Consider the following 21,018-nt stretch of genomic DNA (forward strand, 5'->3'; position numbering starts at 1 on the left):
GATAGCGGGTTAAGCGCCCGAAGAGGACTTCGGATGGCTGTTCCTTTTGGGGTTTGAGGCCGTCTCCTTTTCGGGGCCGGGATCGTCTGGAGCGGTTCCGATGCAGTCCAGGGCGAGATTCCGTAACGCCTCAGCGACAGCCTCCTGGACCTCCTGCCGGACGGCGTCACGGACGGTCTGTACGACCTCGTCCGGCTCGAACGGAGCGTCTTCACGGATATCCATCACCCGGTCCAGTACCTTCTCGACCACCGGTTTGACGGAGATCTTCTTTGCAAGCTCCTTAGCGACCTTCTTCGCCGGAACATCAAAAGCGGCTTCCACCGCATTCTCGGGAATGATCGGCTCGGACTTCTTCCAGTCATGATCGAAGACTTCTTCGATCTGATGAACGACCTTGGCATCCTTGAAGATGACACCGACCTCGCGCCGGGCTTCCAACTCGAGCTTGCGCAGGCTCTGGCTGCCAATAAAGGCCGAGGCCGAATCCCGCAGAATGACTCGTGCATGCAGACGCATCGCAATCTTTCGGACCGGGAGAATATCGCTCTTGGCAGAGGCGCGGGAGAGTACGCGAACCTCCACCCCTTCCGCGATCTTCTTCTGCAACAGGCGAATAAACTCAGCATCACTGATCTTCATCTCATAGATGTAGAGCCGCTTCTTCGCCTTGCGAATAAAGTCAGTCAAGCGCTCACGAGCATTGACGGGACTGATAACCAGTCCTGAGTTCTTTGACTTCGACTTGAATGCCACACGATGAGCATCCGCATCAAAGAGCTCGATCGCCTCTTTCACCGTGGACACCGTCTTAATCGCAACACCGAACGACCGGCTGAGGTCGATATCCATGTGGGTGTAGTTGTAGGCGAAGATATAAAGGTCCTTGTCGTCGACGATCATCATCTTGCCGTGATACCGCACCAGATCGTTAGCGGTACGACTGACCGTGATGCCCCGCTCGAGAAGCTGCATCTCCAGCTTGCGCAGGTTCTTCTCTTCCCCACGATTCGTGTAGGCGATCAGCGCCTGAACGGTGACGCCTCGCTCGACGGCCGCGACCAGAGCCTTCTCGATCTCGAACCGGTCAAAACGAAAGATGAGGATTCGTATGTTTTTCTTTGCCTTGTTGATGGCGGCGAGAAGAGGCTTGATGCCGTCGTCGGGCTGGACAAGGAGCTTCACTGGAGTGCTCACAAAAGACAGATGCTTTTCCTGACTGCTTGGATGTTTTCTATGCATACCATACCAACGGAGGCACCGAATTCTGCTTCCAATAGTTAAAAGGGCAAAACAATCAGTACGGAGATCGTCCATGCCTCGCCTTGCAAGCCTTGTACTCAGCCTTAGCCTGCCGCTTCTCTCTTTTACGGCTCTCTCACAATCAGCGCCATTACCCGGGCCGACCGCGTCTAAATCGTCTCTGTCCAAGCCGGCAGCAGCGAAATCCTCCAGGAACGCTCCGCTGCCTGATTCGGCGATTCACAATCCGACCTTATGGCACAATCCCGGAAAGATTGAGGCACTGGATCTCTTTGGAGGTCAGGGTGGAAGAAGAAAGGCTCCCGTCGAACCATTCACGTTCCTGAATGAGGATACCGACGGCACCAACCCCAAGTTCGACGTGCGCGACGCCCGGGGTAAGAAATGGCGCGTGAAACTAGGCGAGGAAGCTCGGCCGGAGGTGGTTGCATCGCGCCTGCTGTGGGCGGTGGGCTACTACGTCAACGACGATTATGTTCTGGAGGCCGCTGATATCCCCGGCATCAGGCTTTCACGGGGGGGTGATGACACCAAGAAGGGACACATCCGCGAGGCCCGGTTCTCGCGCAAACCGGGCGGACAGGACAAAATCGGTACCTGGAAGTGGGGGGAGAATCCGTTCACGGGCACACGCGAGTTCAACGGCCTGCGGGTCATGATGGCGGTGATGAATAACTGGGACCTTAAAGACGAGAACAACTCGGTTTATTCGGACAAGAAATCCGGCAAACAGATCTTCCTGGTCAACGACGTCGGAGCAACCTTCGGCACCAACGGTCTGAGTTGGACCAAAGCCCGGTCGAAGGGCAACATCGGCAGCTTCCGGGAATCGAAGTTCATCACCCGCGTCAGCGATACCGACGTCGACTTCGCAACGCCGAAACAGCCGAATTTCCTGATCGGCGCCGTCAACCCTAAGCAGTATGCGATGCGCATCGATCTCGACTGGATCGGTAACAAGATTCCCCGGAATGATGCTCGCTGGATGGGAGAGATGCTGGGTAGGCTGAGCCACAAGCAATTGAGGGATGCTTTCCGTGCGGGACACTTCCCCACCGATCAGATCGACGCATACGTGGAGATTGTCGAAAACCGCATCCACGAATTAAAGGAGTTATAAAAATTTAGAGTTTAGGGCCGGCGTTTCTTGGGAAAGACTGGCGCCCTCTGCTTCTTCGGAGAACTGAATGTCGTGCAGCTTGCGGAAGACGCCGTCTTCGCGTGCCATAAGCTCTTCCTGCGTGCCTGATTCAACAATGCGGCCGTCGTCGACCACATAGATGCAGCGCGCCCTGCGGATGGTGGAAAGCCGATGAGCGATCACGATGGCGGTCTTGCCCTCCATCAAACGGTCGAGGGCATCAAAGACCAGATGCTCCGACGCCGCATCAAGACCCGAGGTCGGCTCGTCGAGAATAAGGATGGGCGCATTGCGAATGATTGCACGGGCGATGGCGATGCGCTGACGCTGTCCTCCACTCAGAGTCATGCCGCGTTCGCCGACGAATGTATTGAATTTATTCGGCATCTTCTCAATAAATTCCATGGCGTTGGCGGCTTCGGCGGCACTGACAATCTCGGCCTCGGTTGCATCCGGCCGGCCATAGGCAATGTTGTCCCAGATCGTTCCGCTGAATAAGACCGTATCCTGCAGCACAAAGCTAATCTGGCAACGCAGCGATTTCTGCTTGAACGTACGGATATCGACGCCGTCGATTTTCACGACACCGTGCTCCGGCTCATAGAAACGCGCAATCAGGTTGACGATCGTCGTCTTGCCCGAACCCGTAGGACCAACGAGCGCCACCATCGTCCCGGCCTCCACGTGCATATTCACGCCGCACAGGATCTTCTTCTGGTCGTTATAGGAGAAGTCGACGTTCTCCAGATCGATCTGACCGTGGAACGATGGAGCAACTCGGGCGCCGGGAACATCCAGAATCTCCTCGTGGCTGGTAAGGATCTCCTGGACACGTTCGTATCCGACCTCCGCCTTAGAATAAGCGTCCATGGTCTTGGAGATCTCCTGCATGGGCTTGTACATCTTGCCCAGGTAGAAGATGAAGACGACCATGGAGCCGGCGCTAAGGTCTCCGGTCAGAACCATGCGGGCGCCGAACCACAGGACCGCACACGTCCCAACCGCGGTGATGATGTCCACCATCGGCACAAGTCTCGCCTTCAGGGTTCGAGCGATGAGCGCCGCCTGCACGGTTTCCAGGCTTTCCCCTTCGAAACGCCTGACTTCGTAGTCCTCCCGTGAGAACGCCTTCACCACACGCACCGAGTTCACCACCTCGGAAACGATAGAGATGAGACGGCCTTCCTTTTTGCGGACCTCGCGGGAGGCCTTCTTCACCTTGCGGGTATAGGTATAGACGATGCTGAAAAGCACAGGCACGACCGCCAACGCGATGAGCGTAAACTCCCAGTTGATGTAAAACATCACGCCGATCATGCCCACCAGCGTGGCGACGTTCACGAGGATGCCGAGCAGACCGGAAACGATGAAGGTCTGGATAGCATCGATATCACTGGTGACGCGGCTGATAAGGTCGCCGGTCGGCTGCTGATCGTGATACGAAAGCGAGAGCCGCTGTACCTGGGTGTAGATCATACGGCGCAGGTCGTGCGTTACCCACTGGCCGACGCTGGTGGTGAGGTATTTTTCTGCATAGCTGCAGCCCGCATCCATGACTGCAATGACCAGAACGGCAACGCAGGCAAAGGTGAGCATCCCCTGCATGGACTGACCGGAAGTGAAATGAACAAACCGGTTGAGCCAGCCGCTCATATCCTTGCCTTTGAAGATATTGTCGAGAACGATCTTCAGAGGCCAGGGTTCAAGCAACCCCGCAATACTTTCGCCCGCGATTGCGAGCAGCCCAAGCCAGAGCTGCTTTTTGTAGGGTGAAAGCAACCCAAGGATGGTAAGCTCGCGCGTCTCGGATGCAACGTTCGGCATATGAGTTCGATGCGAGGGTACTCCAGCCCGGTCCCTATTTTCTACTTCTTACGACGAATCATGGCAATAGCATCGGCCATAAATTCACGCAGCTCATTCGTCGCCGCACCAGTGACGAATGAGTCGCCGTAACTACGCAAAGTCGGATTTAAGCCGGTATCGCGCTCAGGATAGTAGAGATTCGTTATGGCGGCCGATCCGGCCATACCGCAGATCCGTGCCCAGTTGATGCTCGGCTGTCCTGCGTCGGTCCGAGTAATAACGATGCGCGACGCGGCATAGACCGCCCGTTTCATGAATGGGTAGCTCTTGCCCTGTCTGTAGTAGCGCGGATCTTCGTGAAACAAACTGGCAAAGACACCGAATACCAGGATTGACTGCGTGCCCTGCTTTAGCGCCGCGGCCCCCAAACGCTCACCAAAAGCTCCACTGTCAGTTCCATAATGCGGACGTCCATCCCTGAGATGACTTAAGCCAGCAGAAAGAACCCAATTTACGGGAGACATCGGCCGGGTCTGGTTTCGGATGGAAAAAATCAGCTTGTCACCGGCCGTAAGAGGCTGCGCTTGCTGGCCTGGCTGAATGATACGGGCATGCTTAGGTGCCAAATTGGTTTTGATAATCGGAGCATCATCTCCCATTTCGAGGGTGTTTGTATGCTCTGGCGGGGTCTTCAAAGCAGCAGAACGGACAAAACCAGGGCTGTCGGGTAGCAGCGACACGGCACTTTCAGCCAGCAAGAACTCAGCAGAAGCGGGCTGGATGGCTGGTTGCGCGACAGACGCAAGCGGCAGCAGGCAAAAAAGAGTGCCTGTCAGAAAAAATCGGCTAATTCCGTTTATTCGCATGAGTGTATGAAGATCGGATGAGGTTGACCAGCAACCAGTTGCTTTTCCTGAGTTTAGATCAAACAGGAGATGACGTGTCCCACCCTTTGGGGTCGGCGCCTGCGGGATTTGCTACGTGGCTAGAGGAATGGTGAAGGTAAAGACGGATCCCTCACCTGGACGGCTGACGACATCGATAGAACCTCCATGCGCCTCTACGATGGACCGGCTGATCGAAAGCCCCATACCCGTACCGGAGATCCGCTGGTTATGAATCGGAGCACGATAGAAGCGGTCGAAGATCAGACTCTGTTCATGCGGATCAATGCCGATCCCTTTATCAGCCACGCTGACTGCCAGCTTGTTTCCTTGCACCTCGGCCGTCAGAACGATAGGGCTGCCTTCTGCGGAGTATTTCGCTGCGTTTTCGAGGAGATTGCCCAGAACCTTCTTTAGAAATTCGAAGTCAGCGCGTACAGGTTCTTTTTGCTGGATCCGTACGTCGATGGGATTTCTTTCCTCCACCCAGCTAACGTCCTTGATAGCGCCGGAGATGACCTCGTCGATATCCACCGGCTCAAAGGTCATATGGACCTGGCGCGCGTCCAGCTGTGCCATCTCCACCGCCTGAGAGACGAGGCGATTGATGCGGTCGCTCTCCTGATCGATGATGGTTAACAGTTCACGTCTGTCTTCGTCTCTCTGGATCTCATCGGAGAGCAGGGCGCTTGCCGCTCCTTTGATCGAGGTAAGTGGTGTACGCAACTCATGGGTGATGGAATCAATCATCAGACTGCGAAGGCGCTCGCTCTCTTTGGTAGCTTCACTGTGAGCCACGTTCTCAAGCGCCTTGGCACGATCGAGCGAAACGGAGATGATGGTGCCGATCGCTTCAAGAGCGCCATCGGAGAGAACGGCTCCCCGCAGCATGAGTATGCCTCGAGGCTTCACGCCAACCTTCAACACAACCCTGAGTTCATCTCCGGTTCGGTTTATTCCATTGCCATCCCGAGCCTCCTGGCGAAGATAGAGCCGCTCGTGTTCAGAGAGCAGTTCCGTACCTGCCTGAAATATAAGGTCCTCATCCAGCAGGTACAGGACAGCGGAACGTGCCTTTGTCGTCGCCACCACGGCACGCGGGATGCCATCGATGAGGGCAGCAACATTATCGGTCGCCAGCATCTCGCGGCTGAGGGCAAAGAGAGTTTCGAGCTCTCTCTGGCGGCAGCGCGCGTCTTCCGCCTCATCCCGGGCTTTCTGAGAGAGCCGGCTGCCGATCAATGCCGTGCTCAGAAAGGAAAAAAGCGCAAGCCAGTTCTGCGGATCCGCAATGGTTAGCGTATTGACCGGTGGAAGGAAATAGAAGTTATAACCCAGCGTGGCCAACACCGAAATAACGATCGCCAGCCGCAGGCTCCAGAGGGAGGCAAGCACAAGGATGTATAACAACAGCGTGAGCGCGACCGTAGTCGGATTGACGTGGAGCCAGCGCCGGTACACAAAGATGATTCCCGCCAATGCGACAATGGAGAACGTCCAACGCGTGATGGCGACGATCCTGCGCGAGTTCATGAGGAGCATTCTAAGCCTTGTCTGACTATCGCAAGTCACCCGAAGAGTGGCTGAAGACCAGCGACACCGAAAAAAAACGTGGGCGCTTCAAGGTCTTTCTTGGCTACGCTCCCGGAGTCGGTAAGACCTACGCCATGCTGAGCGAAGGAGTACGGCGGCGCAGCCGTGGAGAAGACGTCGTCATCGGGGTTGTGGAGACCCACGGGCGTGCCGCTACCCTGGAGATGGCCGGCAAGCTGGAGCAGATTCCCCGCAAAGAGATCGAATACAAGGGCACCCTGTTCACCGAGATGGACGTCGATGCCATCCTGGCGCGTATGCCGCAGGTAGCGCTGGTGGACGAACTGGCCCATACCAATATCGAAGGCAGCCGTACCAAAAAGCGCTATGAAGACGTTCTGCTGCTTCTGGAAAACAAGATTGATGTGCTATCGACCATCAATATCCAGCATGTTGAGAGCCTCAGCATGCGGGTGCAGGCGCTGACCGGAATCAAAGTGCACGAGCAGGTTCCGGACTGGGTACTGGATCAGGCGGATGAGATCGTCATCAGTGATCTGACGCCCGAGGCCCTGATCACGCGCATGCGCCGCGGGGATATCTATCCTTCAGAGCGGGTCGAGCGAGCGCTCTCGAATTTCTTCCGTCAGGGGAATCTGATTGCCCTGCGCGAGATGGCATTGCAGCGGGTAACCCGCGCGGTAGACCGTACGCTTGACGATTATGTCAAACGCAAGCGTTTAGGCCCGCAATGGACCGTAGCGGAGAGGATTGCAGTTTGTATCAGCGCAAATCCCGAGGCTCGCGATCTGATCGGCCGTGGCGCCCGGCTTGCCGAAGCGTTGGATGGAGAGCTTTACGTCCTGCACGTCGACAGCGAGCGAGACAAAGAGCCTGAGCGCAAAAAGACCCTGGAATCTCATATCCAGTTCGCCACGAATCTAGGAGCGACGGTGGTTCATCTCACCGGCAGCAGTGTTGCCTCTGCCACGGCCGCCTTTGTCAAGGAACAACGCATCACGCAGGCTCTGTTCGGACGCTCAGCCCTGCACGGCTTGAAAAAGTATCTGTACTATCTGGCGATTCAGAAGTTCATGTCGGAAGCGCCGCATGTGGACCTGCATATCATCACCCAGGAGTCTCGATGAGCGCCAACATTCTGATCGTGGATGACGATCCCCAGATCCTGCGCATGCTGCGTACCTCTCTCCAGGCCAGCGGATACACCGTTAATACAGCTCTAAGCGGAGGTTCCGCGCTATCAACCATCGCGCAGACAGTACCCGACCTCCTGATTACGGATATCGCCATGCCGGGCATGGATGGCATTGAACTGACAAAGAGGGTTCGCGAGACCCATGCGTTACCAATCATTGTGTTGAGCGTGCGTGACAACGATGAGTCCAAGGTGCGTGCCCTGGACGAGGGAGCGGACGATTACATCACAAAACCCTTCCGTACCCCGGAACTGCTGGCTCGCGTTCGGGCACACCTGCGCCGCAGCCAGCGGGTGGAAGACGCGCCACACCCCGTGCTGCATGTCGGCCACTTTGAGATCGACCAGGACAGCCATACTGTTACGCTGCGCGGTGAACACATTCATCTCTCACCGAAAGAGTTTGACCTGTTGCTGTTGCTCGCGAAATCCCCACAAAAGGTACTTACTCACAAGAACCTGTTGCGAGCGATTTGGGGCGTCGCAGGAGCCAATCAGCCGGAGTACCTGCGCGTATTGGTGGCCCAGCTTCGGAAGAAGATCGAGACGGAAGACTCCAAGTACATCCAGAGCGAGCCCTGGGTCGGCTACCGTTTCAATCCGGAAGGCCGGGATGAGCTCTTATGACTTTTTAACGCTTTTCCTATGAATTTCATACGGACCCTGACCGTTGAATCTATTCAGGGTTCACATGAAGATTCTTGTCAGTACCGTAACGCTCCTCCTCCTCGTAGCAGCCTTTCCGCTGACGGCCCAATCAACACAGGAACCTTCAGCCGCACGACGGGCTGAGATCGCCGAGCTGCGGGCAGAGCTTGCCCGCCTCGCTGCCCGGCTGGATGCCCTGGAAAAGACAGAAGCCACTTCGGCAGCAGAACCTACGGCATCCGCCAACGGAGCTCCGGCCCCGGTTTCGTCGTTGCCCTCCTCTTCGAGTTCGACTACGGCTTCGACAACGGCCCCAGCATCCGCAGCGGCTCCTCCTACCGTGGACGACTTCCTGCACGGCACAACGCTCGGCTTTGGCCTTGACGGCTACTACGGCTACAACTTCAACCAGCCCATCGGACGCGCCAACCTGCTGCGTGTCTACGATGTCACCAGCAATAGCTTCAGCATCAACCAGGCGTCTCTGGTCGCAGAGCGGATTCCCACCACCGACAGCCGCTTCGGGGGACGCCTGGACCTCCAGTTCGGCCAGGCAACAGAGACGCTGCAGGGTTCGTATGCGAACGAGCAGCGGGCGCAGGTATGGCGCAACTTGTTCCAGGCGTACGGCAGCTATCTTGCCCCGGTCGGAAGCGGACTCCAGATCGACTTCGGTAAGTTCGCCAGCGCCCTGGGGGTAGAGGGGAACTACACCAAGGATCAGATCGCCTACTCCCGCTCATTCACCTTCAACTATCTGCCCTATTACCACATGGGCGTCCGCGCAAATTACAACATCACTCCGAAGATCAACGTCACGTATTGGCTGGTGAACGGCGCGCAACAGACGGAAGACTTCAACGGCTTCAAGTCACAGGCATTCATTCTGAACTTCAAGCCTTCTTCTACTGTGTCCTGGAACGTGAACTACTACTTCGGTCAGGAGCAGCGGGACGTCCTGCCGACAGATAATCCGGGAGCGCCGACGTCCCCTACGCAGCCGGGCCTTCCCACCACCAACATCACTCCGGCGCCGAATGGACGGAATCACATCTTCGACACCTACGCGACGTGGAATGTAACACCGAAGCTCACGCTGGTAGGCGAGGCGGATTATGTAATCAGCCGGGTGCAGCAGCAGTCGAACCCCGCGCATACAGCCATCGGGGCAGTTTACTTCCGCTATGCGCTTCCGAAAGACTGGAGTATCGGCAGCCGCTTTGAGTACTTCGACGACCGGGGAGCCCTGTTCAGTGGAGAGACACAGGCGCTGAAGGAGTTCACCTTCGTCGCCGACCGCAAACTGGCTCCAGGCATGCTTGCCAGGGCTGAGTACCGCAGAGATTTTTCCAACCAAAACTTCTTCACCACAGACAGAGCCGGCGTACTCGTCAAGCAGCAACCGACAGCGACGCTCGGCCTCATCTTCTGGTGGGGCAACAAACAGGGCCAGTGGTAACTGGCCTTAGGAGAGACACCGTGCCCGATGTCTTCGCAGGCATTACGCTCATCCTTCTTTTTCCGCTCAGCCTTCTGTATGTCCATGGCTGCGCGCGGCTGAAAGGAAAGAACCAATGATTCTCAACTGCGTTCTTCTCGCCATTGTCATTTCCCTGATGGCGTATCTCGTCTACGCATTGCTTCGCCCGGAGAAGTTCTAAATGTCTCTCAATGGCTGGCTTCAGATTGTCGTCTTCTTTGCCGCAGTCTTGTTATTCACAAAACCTCTCGGCGTCTACATGGCGCGCGTCTTCCAGAAACAACGTACACGGCTCGACATTATCTTCGGCCCATGTGAGCGTTTACTTTACCGTCTGACCGGAGTTAATCCTGACGAGGAGATGAGCTGGGGCGTTTACGCCACGGCCATGCTGGTCTTCAGCGCCGCAACCCTGGTGCTGACTTACCTGGTGGAGCGGCTACAGCATGTTCTGCCGTTGAATCCGCAGCATCTTCCAGGAGTAGCGTCGGACCTCGCACTGAACACCGCGATCTCGTTCACTACGAATACAAACTGGCAGTCGTATGTTCCCGAGTCCACGATGAGCTATCTCACCCAGATGTTGGGTCTGGCCACGCATAACTTCTGGTCCGCAGCAGTCGGCCTTGCACTCGCAATCGCCTTCATTCGCGGCATCGCACGGCGCGAGATGAAGACGCTGGGTAACTTCTGGGTTGATCTGACACGGGGAACCTTGTGGGTGCTGCTTCCGCTATCCGCGCTCTTCGCCATGGTGCTTGTCTCTCAGGGTGTGGTCCAGAATCTAAAGCCCTATGACACGGTCAAACTGGTCGAGCCGCAGGCGGTTACCGGTACAGACGGCAAGCAGACGACTGTCACGACACAGACCATCGCTCAGGGCCCGGTTGCATCGCAGGAAGCGATCAAGATGCTGGGCACCAACGGTGGTGGATTCTTCAACGCGAACAGCGCGCATCCGTTTGAGAATCCGACACCTCTGTCCAATTTCCTGCAGATGCTGGCAATCTTCCTGATTCCCGCGGCGCTGACAGCGACCCTTGGCCAGATGGTGGGCTCTCCGAAACATGGTTGGGCTGTCTTTGCCGCCATGGCACTATTGTGTTTTGTCGCCGTACTTACCTGTTACTGGGCGGAAGCTCACGGCAACCCGCTGTTGCATGGAGTTGATCAGCACGTCTCCGCATTGCACTCCGGTGGCAACATGGAAGGCAAAGAAGTGCGCTTCGGCATCGCCAATAGCGCATTATTTGCCACCGTCACGACAGACGCGAGTTGTGGCGCCGTGAACTCCATGCACGACAGCTTTACGCCGCTTGGCGGCATGGTGCCCATGGTGAATATCCTGCTCGGCGAAGTCGTCTTCGGCGGAGTCGGAGCGGGGATGTACGGCATGCTCGTCTTCGTGATTGTCGCTGTCTTCATCGCGGGCCTGATGGTAGGCCGAACTCCGGAGTATCTCGGAAAAAAGATCGAAGCTTACGATGTACAGCTTTCCATGCTGTATGTCCTGATCTTCCCCCTCCTGATTCTCGGGTTTGCGGCCGTCACGGTGCTGATGCCTCGTCTTGGCCTGAGCGGTCTTGCCAACCATGGCCCTCACGGTCTGTCAGAGATCCTCTACGCCTACACCTCGGCGACCGGCAACAATGGCTCAGCCTTCGCGGGCTTGAATGCCAACACGCACTGGTACAACTACACGCTGGGCATTGCGATGTTCTTCGGGCGTTTCATGATGATTATCCCGATGCTGGCGATTGCGGGCAATCTTGCCGGCAAAAAGATTGTCCCGGCGTCGTCCGGTACATTTCCGGTCACCACACCGCTGTTCACGATTCTGCTGACCGCAGTCATCGTGATCGTCGGCGCACTGACTTTCTTCCCTGCACTTTCACTGAGTCCGATTCTTGAGCACCTGCTGCTCGGCGCCGGACAGACTTTCTAAGGAGACCGGAGATGTCGCACGCAAAACGCCGCTCCATGTTTGATCGCAAAATCGTCCGCCGCGCCTCGGTGGATGCACTGCTGAAGCTTTCACCAAAAGTCATGATGAAGAACCCCGTCATGTTCGTGGTGGAGATCGGCAGCGTACTTACCACAGTGCTGCTCATTCTGAATCTCACCACCAGGCGTGGACACTTCCAGTTCGACCTACAGATCACGCTCTGGCTCTGGTTCACGGTCCTGTTTGCAAACTTCGCTGAAGCCATGGCGGAAGGCCGCGGAAAAGCTCAGGCCGATGCTCTGCGCCAGGCGAAGTCAGAGACGACAGCCTTCCGCGTTGGCAAAAATGGCATCGAGCAGATTGCCAGCTCGCAACTGCGGTCCGGCGACGTCGTACAAGTCAGTGCCGGACAGATGATTCCAGGCGATGGCGAAGTCATTGAAGGCATCGCTTCCGTCGATGAATCGGCCATCACCGGCGAGTCTGCTCCGGTAATCCGCGAAGCAGGCGGTGACCGCTCCGCTGTTACCGGCGGAACACGCGTGCTCAGCGACGTGATCACCATCCGCATCACCTCCAACCCCGGTGAGACCTTCCTCGATCGCATGATCGCTCTGGTGGAAGGCGCGGAACGGCAGAAGACGCCGAACGAGATCGCACTGAATATCCTGCTCGCGGGACTGACCATCATCTTCCTGCTGGCGGTGGTGACGCTGCAACCCTTCGCCATCTACTCGGCCGCACCGCAGACAGTCTTCGTTCTGGTCTCGTTGCTGGTCTGTCTGATTCCGACAACGATCGGGGGCCTGCTGTCCGCTATCGGCATCGCCGGCATGGACCGCCTGGTGCAGCACAATGTGCTGGCAACCTCTGGACGTGCCGTTGAAGCAGCCGGTGACGTCAACACGCTGCTGCTGGACAAGACGGGAACCATCACCATCGGCAACCGTCAGGCATCGGAGTTCGTACCGGCGCCCGGAGTAAAGGCCGAAGTTCTTGCGGACGCTGCTCAGCTCTCATCGCTGGCGGACGAAACTCCGGAAGGACGTTCCATTGTTGTTCTCGCGAAGGAGAAGTACAACCTTCGCGGACGCGAACTGGGTCAGATGCATGCGGAGTTCGTTCCCTTCTCCGCAACCACACGCATGAGCGGCATCGAGGTAGAAGGTAGAAGCATCCGCAAGGGAGCGGTTGACGCCATCGCCCGCTACCTGCAGGAGCACAGCTCACAGATGCCGGCCGAGGTGCGCGAAGCCGTGGAAACGATCGCCCGCAGTGGCGGCACTCCGCTGGTCGTTGCGGAGAATGGCAAGGCTCTCGGCGTCATTCACCTGAAGGACGTGGTCAAAGGTGGCATGCGCGAGCGCTTCGAGCAGCTCCGCGCCATGGGCATTCGCACCGTCATGATCACCGGCGACAATCCGTTGACCGCCGCGGCCATTGCGCGGGAAGCGGGCGTCGATGATTTCCTTGCTGAGGCAAAGCCGAAGGACAAGATGGACCTGATCAAACGCGAGCAGGCGGAGGGCAAGCTGGTGGCCATGACCGGCGACGGCACCAACGATGCTCCCGCACTCGCGCAGGCCGATGTGGGTGTCGCCATGAACAGCGGCACGCAGGCGGCGAAAGAGGCAGGCAACATGGTCGACCTCGACAGTAATCCGACGAAGCTGATCGAGATCGTCGCCATCGGCAAACAACTGCTGATGACCCGAGGCGCTCTGACCACCTTCTCCATCGCTAACGATGTGGCCAAGTACTTCGCCATCATCCCAGCAATGTTCGCTGGGTTCTTCCCGGTGCTGAACGCGTTGAACATCATGCATCTGCATAATGCAGAATCGGCCATCCTTTCGGCCATCATCTTCAACGCGGTCATTATCATCGCCCTAATCCCCCTGGCACTACGCGGAGTCAGCTACCGGCCCATGTCCGCCGCCGCCCTGCTGCAGCGCAACCTGCTGGTGTATGGACTGGGCGGCATCATCGTACCGTTTGCCGGTATCAAGCTGATCGATATCGTCATCGTCGCCATGCATCTTGCATAGAGGAACTCACCATGAAGAAACATCTCATTACCGCAACCCTCTATACCCTGGTTACCGCCGTGCTGCTGGGGATTGTTTATCCGCTGGCGATCACCGCGATCTCACAGCTTGTCTTTCGGGATAAGGCGAATGGGCAGCTTGTGACCCGGAAGGACGAGCTGATCGGTTCAAAACTGATTGGCCAGCCCTTCACCGGGCCCACTTACTTTCACAGCCGGCCTTCAGCGGCCGGCACAGGGTATGACGCATCGGCATCCAGCGGATCAAATCTCGCTCCCACGAACAAGGCGTTCGTCGATCGCGTGGCGGCCAGCGTTGCCGCGGAGAAGGTGAACAACGTGCCGGTGGATCTGGTCACGGCGTCAGGATCGGGTCTTGATCCTGACATCTCGCCCGCCGCCGCTCTGGCCCAGGTATCGCGGGTTGCGGCGGAACGTCATCTGGACGAAGCCAAATTGAAAAGGTTCGTGGAAGCCCACATTATCGATCGTCAGTTTGGTCTGCTGGGAGAACCTCGCGTGAATGTGCTGGCGTTGAATCTGGCGCTGGATGCTGGGATCTAGTGCCCATCGGGAACAGTTCGTCTCTGTTAGAACTTTGGGATTACCCTGCCCACCCTAACGTTGTGAGGTGGGGCACCCGGGCGGGACCGATGACATAAAAACATCCAAAAGTTGCAATGGCCAGACACCCATCGGCGTCTGGCCATTGTTTTAGCTTCGCGATAATTAGTGAGCGACGCCGAAGGTGAAGACCGTTGACGAAGTACGTACTTCGCCGGGATTCAACAGCGTCGTCGGGAAGCCTGGTTTGTTGGGTGAGTCGGGATAGTGCTGTGTCTCCAGGCAGAGGCCCATGCGCTTGGTGTACTTCACACCGCCGCGGCCTGTCAGCGAGCCGTCCAGGAAGTTGCCGGAGTAAAACTGTACGCCCGGCTCGGTAGTGGTTACCGTCAATGTGCGTCCGCTCTTCGGTTCAACCACCTCAGCAGCAAGCTTCATCACGCCGTTCGGCCCGTTCAGAATCCAGTTATGGTCATATCCACCGGCAAAGGTGAGCTGCTCGAAGTTGGCGCCGATACGCTCGCCGATCGCATGAGGGGTACGGAAGTCCATCGGTGTCCCCTCGACGACATCCATATTGCCTGTCGGGATCAACGTCTTTGAGGTGGGCGTGTAATGGTCAGCATTGATACGGATCTGATGTCCGAGGATATCTTCCGTTCCACCCGTGAGATTGAAGTACGTATGGTTCGTGAGATTCACGACGGTGGCTTTATCGGTGGTCATCCTGTAGTCGATGCGGAGGGCATTCCCTTTCAGCGTATAGGTGACCTGCGCGGTCAACTTGCCGGGAAAACCCATATCACCGTCAGGAGAGATGAGCGTCAGCTCCACGCCGTTCGGCACCTGTTTCGCCGTCCACAGCTTCTTATCAAAGCCGACCGGGCCGCCATGCAGCGCGTTGGGACCATCGTTCGTGGGAACCTGATAGGTCTGGCCGTCGATGGTGAACTTACCGAGAGCGATGCGGTTGCCATAGCGGCCGACCACAGCACCGTTGTAGGTCTTATCCTTCAACCACTCGGGAAGCGTATCGAAGCCCAGCATCACGTCGGCGACCTTGCCGGAACGATCAGCCGTCTTGATGCTGATGAGCTTCGCTCCGTAGGTCATCACCTTCGCTTCGACCTGCGGGCTCTTGAGGGTGTAGACGTCTACTCCCTGTCCGTCCGGCATCTTGCCGAAAGCCGCCTTTGTTACCTGGCCCATGGCGTGCAGCGCCATTCCAGTCATCATCACAGCCGTCAACCACCGCTTGAACATCCGTTTCTCCTCGTGTGCTTCAGGCGTTGCCTGTTATGTCCATCGCCAGAGCATTTCTCCTAAAGGTGTAGAGCGAAGCTTTGACTGTTTGCGCCGTTTTCCTGCGAGGAAAACGGCATTCACAGATTTATCCAACACTACAGTATTAGGAGAATTGCTCCAGACTCTCCCGGGCGATCTCGCGAAGCTGGGGCAGAACATCTCCCAGAACCGCCGCCGATGCATCCGGACGTCCAAAAGCAAAGTACACCTTACGGTAGAGCGCGTACAGGCGCTCGTAGACAGCCGCGGCCTTCGCCTCTGGCATGTAGGTCTTGAACGGCAGGCAGAGTGCGGCCTGCGCGGCTTCAATAGAGGGATAAACCCCGGCAGCTACCAGTGCAATGATGCCGGAACCGAGGCTGGTCGGTACGCCATCCGGAACAAGCACCGGCTTGTTCAGCACATTCGCATAGATCTGGTTCAGGGTTGCGTTGTTCTGCGGGATGCCGCCTCCATTGATCACGCGTTCGACGGGTACCCCATACTCTTCCATGCGTTCCAGGATGATGCGCGTGTGGAAGGCTGTGCCTTCAATGGCGGCATGCAGCTCATCCTGTGCAGTATGAATGAGGTTCCAACCGAGCGTGATACCACCCAGCTCCGGGTTTACCAAAACGGTGCGATCTCCGTTGTCCCAGCTCAGGCGCAGCAAACCGGTCTGACCTGCACGATAACTCTCCACGCCTTGGGCCAGTTCTTTCACGTTCTTCCCGGCGCGCCGCGCAATCGCTTCGAAGATATCGCCGACCGCGGAGAGCCCCGCTTCAATACCGGTGAGCTGCGGATCAACGCTGCCTGGAACCACACCGCAGACACCGGGGACAAGCTGCGTCTTCTCCGCCATCGCGATGATGCAGGTCGACGTGCCGACGACATTGACGACATCGCCCTCCTTGCAGCCTGCTCCCAATGCGTCCCAATGCGCATCGAAGGCGCCCACTGGAATAGGAATACCCGCCTTCAGCCCCATGCGCTCGGCCCAGTGTGAATGCAGGCCTCCGTAAATATGATCGGAGGTCAGGTATTCGCCGCCAATCTTCTCCCGTACGCCTGCGAGCAATGGATCAACTTTGACCAGGAACTCCTCCGAAGGCATGCCACCCCACTTCGGATTCCACATCCACTTGTGCCCCATGGCGCAGACGGATCGTTTGATCTTTGCGGGATCACTAACCCCCGTAAGCGTTGCCGCCACCATGTCACAGTTCTCGATTGCGGTTCCGAACCGGCCGCGCTCCTCCGGAGTGGCATGACGCAGCCAGTGCAGCAGCTTCGCCCATCCCCACTCGTGGGAGTAGACGCCTCCACACCATTCGATCGCTTCCAACCCGGTCGCGTGGGCCAGTTCGGTAATCTCACGGGCCTCGCGGTGTGCGCGATGATCGCACCACAGGTAGTAGGGCCCGATAGGCTGCATCGCGCTGTCCACCATCAGCACGCTGGAACCGGTCGTATCCAGCGCCATCGCAGCGACATCCTCGCCACGGGTGCCAGTCTGCTCCAGTACCTGCCGCGTCGCCCGAACCAGAGCTTCCATCTGGTCATCGTGCGACTGCGTGGCATAATCCGGATCTTCGCGGCGGCGGTGCAACGGATACTCGGCGACCGCTGTACCAAGTCTTCCCTTTTCCGAATCCAATAAGGTCACACGAACGCTGAGCGTTCCAAAATCTGCGCCTGCAACAATAGCCATCTTTTCCTTACCTCTGTCCGTAGGTGGCGTTCGCGCCATGTTTGCGGAAGTAATGCCGGTCCAGTAGTGCCTGCGATACGCCGGCAGCGGAATTTAAGAGGACGGTCATAAAAGCCATCTTTGCCACCGCCTCCAGAACAACCGCATTGTGAGCTGCATCCATCGGATCGCGACCCCAGGCAAAAGGCGCATGTCCAGCCACTAGAACCGCGGGAACAGCCAAGGGATCGATGCCCTCGAAACGCTCGGTGATGGCGTAGCCGGTATTCAGCACATAATCGCCGTTGATCTCGTCGTCCGTCAGCTCGCGTGTACACGGGACGGGACCATGGAAGTAGTCGGCGTGCGTGGTTCCAAGCGCCGGAATCTCGCGGCCAGACTGAGCCCAAGCCGTAGCGTTCTCCGAATGGGTGTGCACGACCCCACCGATAGAAGGAAAGGCTCGATACAGCTCCAGGTGCGTCTTCAGATCACTGGAGGGCCGCAGATCGCCCTCCCGGATATTACCGTCGAGATCGCAAACTACCATGTGTTCCGGGCGAAGCGCGTCATAATCCACGCCGCTGGGCTTGATGACCACCAGACCGCTCTCGCGGTCGATACCGCTGGCGTTGCCAAAGGTGTAGAGCACGAGGCCGCGCCGTACGAGGTCAAGGTTGGCTTCGAGCGTTTTCTCTTTCAGTTCCTGAAGCATGTCGCACCTTATGTGGAATGCGGTGAGTATACGTTTTCTGAAGAAGCCGGAACAAGTAGAGACCAGCAGGCAATCTGGGCTCCCTTGCAACTCTTCGGGTAAACGATTACCGTGAAGGGGGCAACCCCGAAAGGAAAACGTATCGATGGCATCGACAGCTTCTCTGGAAATCTGGTTTGTGACCGGCAGCCAGCACCTCTATGGTCCTGAAACCCTGGCAACGGTAGCGGAGAATTCTTCGAAGATTGCCGTCTCGCTCGACAGCAGCGCGGCCATTCCTGCCAAGGTGGTCTGGAAGCCGACACTCACCTCTCCCGAAGCGATTCGAGACCTGTGCCAGGAGGCCAATTCCAGCAAGATCTGCATCGGCCTGGTGCTATGGATGCACACGTTTTCTCCAGCCAAGATGTGGATCGCCGGTCTGTCGCTGCTCCGCAAGCCGATCCTGCAGCTCCATACCCAGTTCAACCGCGAGCTGCCATGGGCGACCATCGACATGGACTTCATGAATCTGAACCAGGCCGCCCATGGCGACCGCGAGTTCGGACACATTACCGCGCGGCTCCGCCTGCCCAGAAAGGTCGTTGTCGGTTACTTCGCCGATCCTGAAACCGTCGCCGAGATTGGCGTCTGGAGCCGTGCTGCGCTCGGCTGGCACGAATCCCAGAACCTGAAGGTCGCCCGCTTTGGCGATAACATGCGCCACGTCGCCGTCACCGAAGGCGACAAGGTCGAGGCCCAGCGCGTCTTTGGATACACCGTCTCCGGGTATGGCATCGGCGATCTTACGGATCGCATGGCACAGTTCAGTGACCAGGAGGTCGCCAGACTGGTCAGCGAATACCGCGAGAGCTACTCGATCGCAAGCCAGCATGACCGGGCCGACTCACTGACGGTAGCCGCCCGCATTGAGCTGGGTCTGCGCGCGTTTCTGACCGAAGGCGGCTTCGGTGCGTTTACCGACACCTTTGAAGACCTGCACGGGATGGGTCAGCTTCCCGGTATTGCCACGCAGCGCCTGATGGCTGATGGCTATGGATTCGGCGGCGAAGGCGACTGGAAGACGGCCGCACTGGTTCGCGTGATGAAGGTGATGGCGCAGGGTCTGACAGGCGGAACGTCGTTCATGGAGGACTATACCTACGACTTCTCCGGCACACCTAAGGTGCTGGGATCGCACATGCTGGAGATTTGCCCCTCCATTGCTGACAGTAAACCCTCGCTTGAGGTTCATCCTCTCGGTATCGGCGGCAAGGCGGATCCCGTCCGTCTGGTCTTCAATACGCCTGCCGGGCCTGCTATCGTTGCCAGTGTTGTCGACATGGGCGACCGTTTCCGTATGATTGTCAACGATGTGGATGTGATTCCTGCGGAGCACGATCTGCCTCGCCTGCCGGTAGCACGGGCCGTCTGGATTCCCCGGCCGAGCCTGAAGACAGCGGCAGCCGCGTGGATCTATGCCGGAGGAGCGCACCACACAGGTTTCAGTCAGGCGCTTACGATGGAGCACATGGAAGACTTTGCAGCGATTGCCGGAATTGAGCTGATCCGCATCGATGCCGAGACCAGGCTGCGCGATATCCGCCAGGCATTAACGCGCGGCTAGAGTCGTCGCCGGGCAGAGACGAGGATCGATCGGTTTGAAAAAACGCAAGCGGTCAGACGCCAGGAGTGCAAAGAGCCGTCTGGATATTCGCACCGTAGCACACGCGGCCGGAGTTTCAGTGGCAACTGTATCGCGTGTCATCAATAAGGTCCCGTCTGTCGATCCGGCCCTGGCCAAGAAGGTCTGGGAGTCCATTCAAAAGCTTGGGTATGTTCCCAATACCCAGGCTCGCGCCCTGGTGTCAGGACGCAGCAAACTACTCGGCGTCATCATCTCCGACATCACCAACCCCTTCTTCCCGGAACTGATTCAGGGCTTCGAGGACAAGGCCGTCGAGGTCGGCTATGAGACCCTCATCGGCTCGACTAACTATGACCTGCAGCGCATGGAGCTGTGCATACAGCGCATGCTGGAGCGCAAGGTCGAGGGCGTTGCCGTGATGACCTTCGGCATCGAAGAGCCTCTTCTGGATCGTCTGGCATCCCAGGGCATTCCCATGGTCTTTATCGACCTGGCCCCCAAAAAGAAGGGGATTTCGACGATCCGGGTGGATTACCAGAAGGGTATCTACGAGGCAGTGCAACATCTGGCCGTGCTCGGACACCGCAGGATTGCGTTCATCTCCGGACCGGAGCGTCTTCACTCTGCGGTGGCCCGGCTGCAGGCCTTTCGCAACGCAGTCGACGACATCGGATTGCGTGTGCCGGAGAGCTACGTCTTCTACGGAGACCATACGGTGGAAGGCGGCGAGCGTGGCGTAGAGCACCTGCTTACCCTCAGCAGACCACCCACCGCCATCATGTGCTCGAATGACATGACCGCCATCGGCGCCATGCATGCGCTCTCGCGGGCCGGATTGTCGATTCCCAGAGATATCTCCCTGATCGGATTCGACGACATCCGTATCAGCGAATATATGCTGCCCCCACTGACCACGATCCGCATGTCCGGGAGAGATATCGCCGCCAGTGCCGTAACGGCGCTGCTCGACTCTTCCACGCCTCCGCGAGATGTGGAAACGAAGCTGGTGGTGCGTCAGACAACGACGGTGCCGGCCGGTACACTCGCCGACCTGCGCAAAAAATCGGGGAAGGCGCAACGCGGCCGTTAAACAGGAAGAAAGTTTTTGCTTTTCATTTCGTGGCGTCGGGGTTCCCAGACAGCTTTGCTGGGTCGGTGAAGGACAGCGGAGA

17 protein-coding genes are annotated in these 21,018 nt (G+C 57.7%); 10 read left to right on the top strand and 7 right to left on the bottom strand.

Features of this window, described 5'->3' with window-relative positions:
- Positions 1–9 precede the first annotated feature (9 nt).
- Entirely contained in the window at positions 10–1,197 is a 1,188-nt protein-coding gene (locus tag OHL21_RS19555; protein ID WP_263418985.1) for a phospholipase D-like domain-containing protein, read from the bottom strand.
- Positions 1,198–1,315: 118 nt separating this feature from the next.
- On the opposite strand from OHL21_RS19555, the gene OHL21_RS19560 reads away from it, so the two are divergent.
- Positions 1,316–2,383: a hypothetical protein gene (locus OHL21_RS19560; protein ID WP_263418986.1), complete on the top strand. Its 1,068-nt coding sequence runs from the start codon at positions 1,316–1,318 to the stop codon at positions 2,381–2,383.
- On the opposite strand, the gene OHL21_RS19565 is transcribed toward OHL21_RS19560, so the two are convergent.
- The 3 genes from OHL21_RS19565 to OHL21_RS19575 all read right to left on the bottom strand — a co-directional run bounded on the left by OHL21_RS19565 (position 2,378) and on the right by OHL21_RS19575 (position 6,627).
- Positions 2,378–4,228 (bottom strand): ABC transporter ATP-binding protein, encoded by a 1,851-nt coding sequence (locus OHL21_RS19565; protein ID WP_263418987.1) that lies wholly within the window; start codon positions 4,226–4,228, stop codon positions 2,378–2,380. The two genes, OHL21_RS19560 and OHL21_RS19565, sit on opposite strands and share 6 nt — an antisense overlap.
- Positions 4,229–4,269: 41 nt before the next feature.
- On the bottom strand, positions 4,270–5,076 hold the full coding sequence (locus tag OHL21_RS19570; protein WP_263418988.1) for a hypothetical protein: 807 nt from the start codon (positions 5,074–5,076) through the stop codon (positions 4,270–4,272).
- A gap of 111 nt (positions 5,077–5,187) precedes the next feature.
- Positions 5,188–6,627 carry a sensor histidine kinase gene (locus OHL21_RS19575; protein WP_263418989.1) on the bottom strand — a complete coding sequence of 480 codons (1,440 nt, stop codon included), beginning with the start codon at positions 6,625–6,627 and terminating at the stop codon, positions 5,188–5,190.
- 17 nt (positions 6,628–6,644) lie between these two features.
- On the opposite strand from OHL21_RS19575, the gene OHL21_RS19580 reads away from it, so the two are divergent.
- The 7 genes from OHL21_RS19580 to kdpC all read left to right on the top strand — a co-directional run bounded on the left by OHL21_RS19580 (position 6,645) and on the right by kdpC (position 14,527).
- Positions 6,645–7,775 carry a universal stress protein gene (locus OHL21_RS19580; RefSeq protein WP_263418990.1) on the top strand — a complete coding sequence of 377 codons (1,131 nt, stop codon included), beginning with the start codon at positions 6,645–6,647 and terminating at the stop codon, positions 7,773–7,775.
- Positions 7,772–8,470 carry a response regulator transcription factor gene (locus tag OHL21_RS19585; RefSeq protein ID WP_263418991.1) on the top strand — a complete coding sequence of 233 codons (699 nt, stop codon included), beginning with the start codon at positions 7,772–7,774 and terminating at the stop codon, positions 8,468–8,470. The genes OHL21_RS19580 and OHL21_RS19585 overlap by 4 nt, the downstream gene beginning before the upstream one ends.
- A 64-nt stretch (positions 8,471–8,534) precedes the next feature.
- Positions 8,535–9,950: a porin gene (locus tag OHL21_RS19590; protein ID WP_263418992.1), complete on the top strand. Its 1,416-nt coding sequence runs from the start codon at positions 8,535–8,537 to the stop codon at positions 9,948–9,950.
- Between the two features lie 115 nt (positions 9,951–10,065).
- Entirely contained in the window at positions 10,066–10,152 is an 87-nt protein-coding gene (gene kdpF, locus OHL21_RS24575; RefSeq protein WP_399259268.1) for a K(+)-transporting ATPase subunit F, read from the top strand.
- Positions 10,153–11,916: a potassium-transporting ATPase subunit KdpA gene (gene kdpA / locus OHL21_RS19595; RefSeq protein WP_263418993.1), complete on the top strand. Its 1,764-nt coding sequence runs from the start codon at positions 10,153–10,155 to the stop codon at positions 11,914–11,916. It begins immediately after the preceding gene.
- Between the two features lie 11 nt (positions 11,917–11,927).
- Entirely contained in the window at positions 11,928–13,964 is a 2,037-nt protein-coding gene (gene kdpB / locus OHL21_RS19600; protein ID WP_263418994.1) for a potassium-transporting ATPase subunit KdpB, read from the top strand.
- An 11-nt stretch (positions 13,965–13,975) separates the two neighbouring features.
- Positions 13,976–14,527 carry a potassium-transporting ATPase subunit KdpC gene (gene kdpC / locus OHL21_RS19605; RefSeq protein ID WP_263418995.1) on the top strand — a complete coding sequence of 184 codons (552 nt, stop codon included), beginning with the start codon at positions 13,976–13,978 and terminating at the stop codon, positions 14,525–14,527.
- A gap of 165 nt (positions 14,528–14,692) precedes the next feature.
- On the opposite strand, the gene OHL21_RS19610 is transcribed toward kdpC, so the two are convergent.
- From OHL21_RS19610 to OHL21_RS19620, 3 genes are all read right to left on the bottom strand, one after another.
- Complete coding sequence (locus OHL21_RS19610) at positions 14,693–15,790, bottom strand: aldose epimerase family protein (RefSeq protein WP_263418996.1); 1,098 nt, start codon at positions 15,788–15,790, stop codon at positions 14,693–14,695.
- Positions 15,791–15,935: 145 nt separating this feature from the next.
- Positions 15,936–17,525, bottom strand: a complete 1,590-nt coding sequence (locus OHL21_RS19615; protein WP_263418997.1) for a ribulokinase — start codon at positions 17,523–17,525, stop codon at positions 15,936–15,938.
- Positions 17,526–17,532: 7 nt separating this feature from the next.
- Positions 17,533–18,219: an L-ribulose-5-phosphate 4-epimerase gene (locus OHL21_RS19620; RefSeq protein ID WP_263418998.1), complete on the bottom strand. Its 687-nt coding sequence runs from the start codon at positions 18,217–18,219 to the stop codon at positions 17,533–17,535.
- A gap of 145 nt (positions 18,220–18,364) precedes the next feature.
- On the opposite strand from OHL21_RS19620, the gene araA reads away from it, so the two are divergent.
- Complete coding sequence (gene araA / locus OHL21_RS19625) at positions 18,365–19,825, top strand: L-arabinose isomerase (RefSeq protein ID WP_263418999.1); 1,461 nt, start codon at positions 18,365–18,367, stop codon at positions 19,823–19,825.
- A 34-nt stretch (positions 19,826–19,859) separates the two neighbouring features.
- Positions 19,860–20,936 carry a LacI family DNA-binding transcriptional regulator gene (locus OHL21_RS19630; RefSeq protein WP_263419000.1) on the top strand — a complete coding sequence of 359 codons (1,077 nt, stop codon included), beginning with the start codon at positions 19,860–19,862 and terminating at the stop codon, positions 20,934–20,936.
- The last annotated feature ends 82 nt before the right edge of the window (positions 20,937–21,018 follow it).

This window comes from Terriglobus albidus (assembly GCF_025685425.1).
Taxonomy (GTDB): Bacteria; Acidobacteriota; Terriglobia; order Terriglobales; family Acidobacteriaceae; genus Terriglobus; species Terriglobus albidus.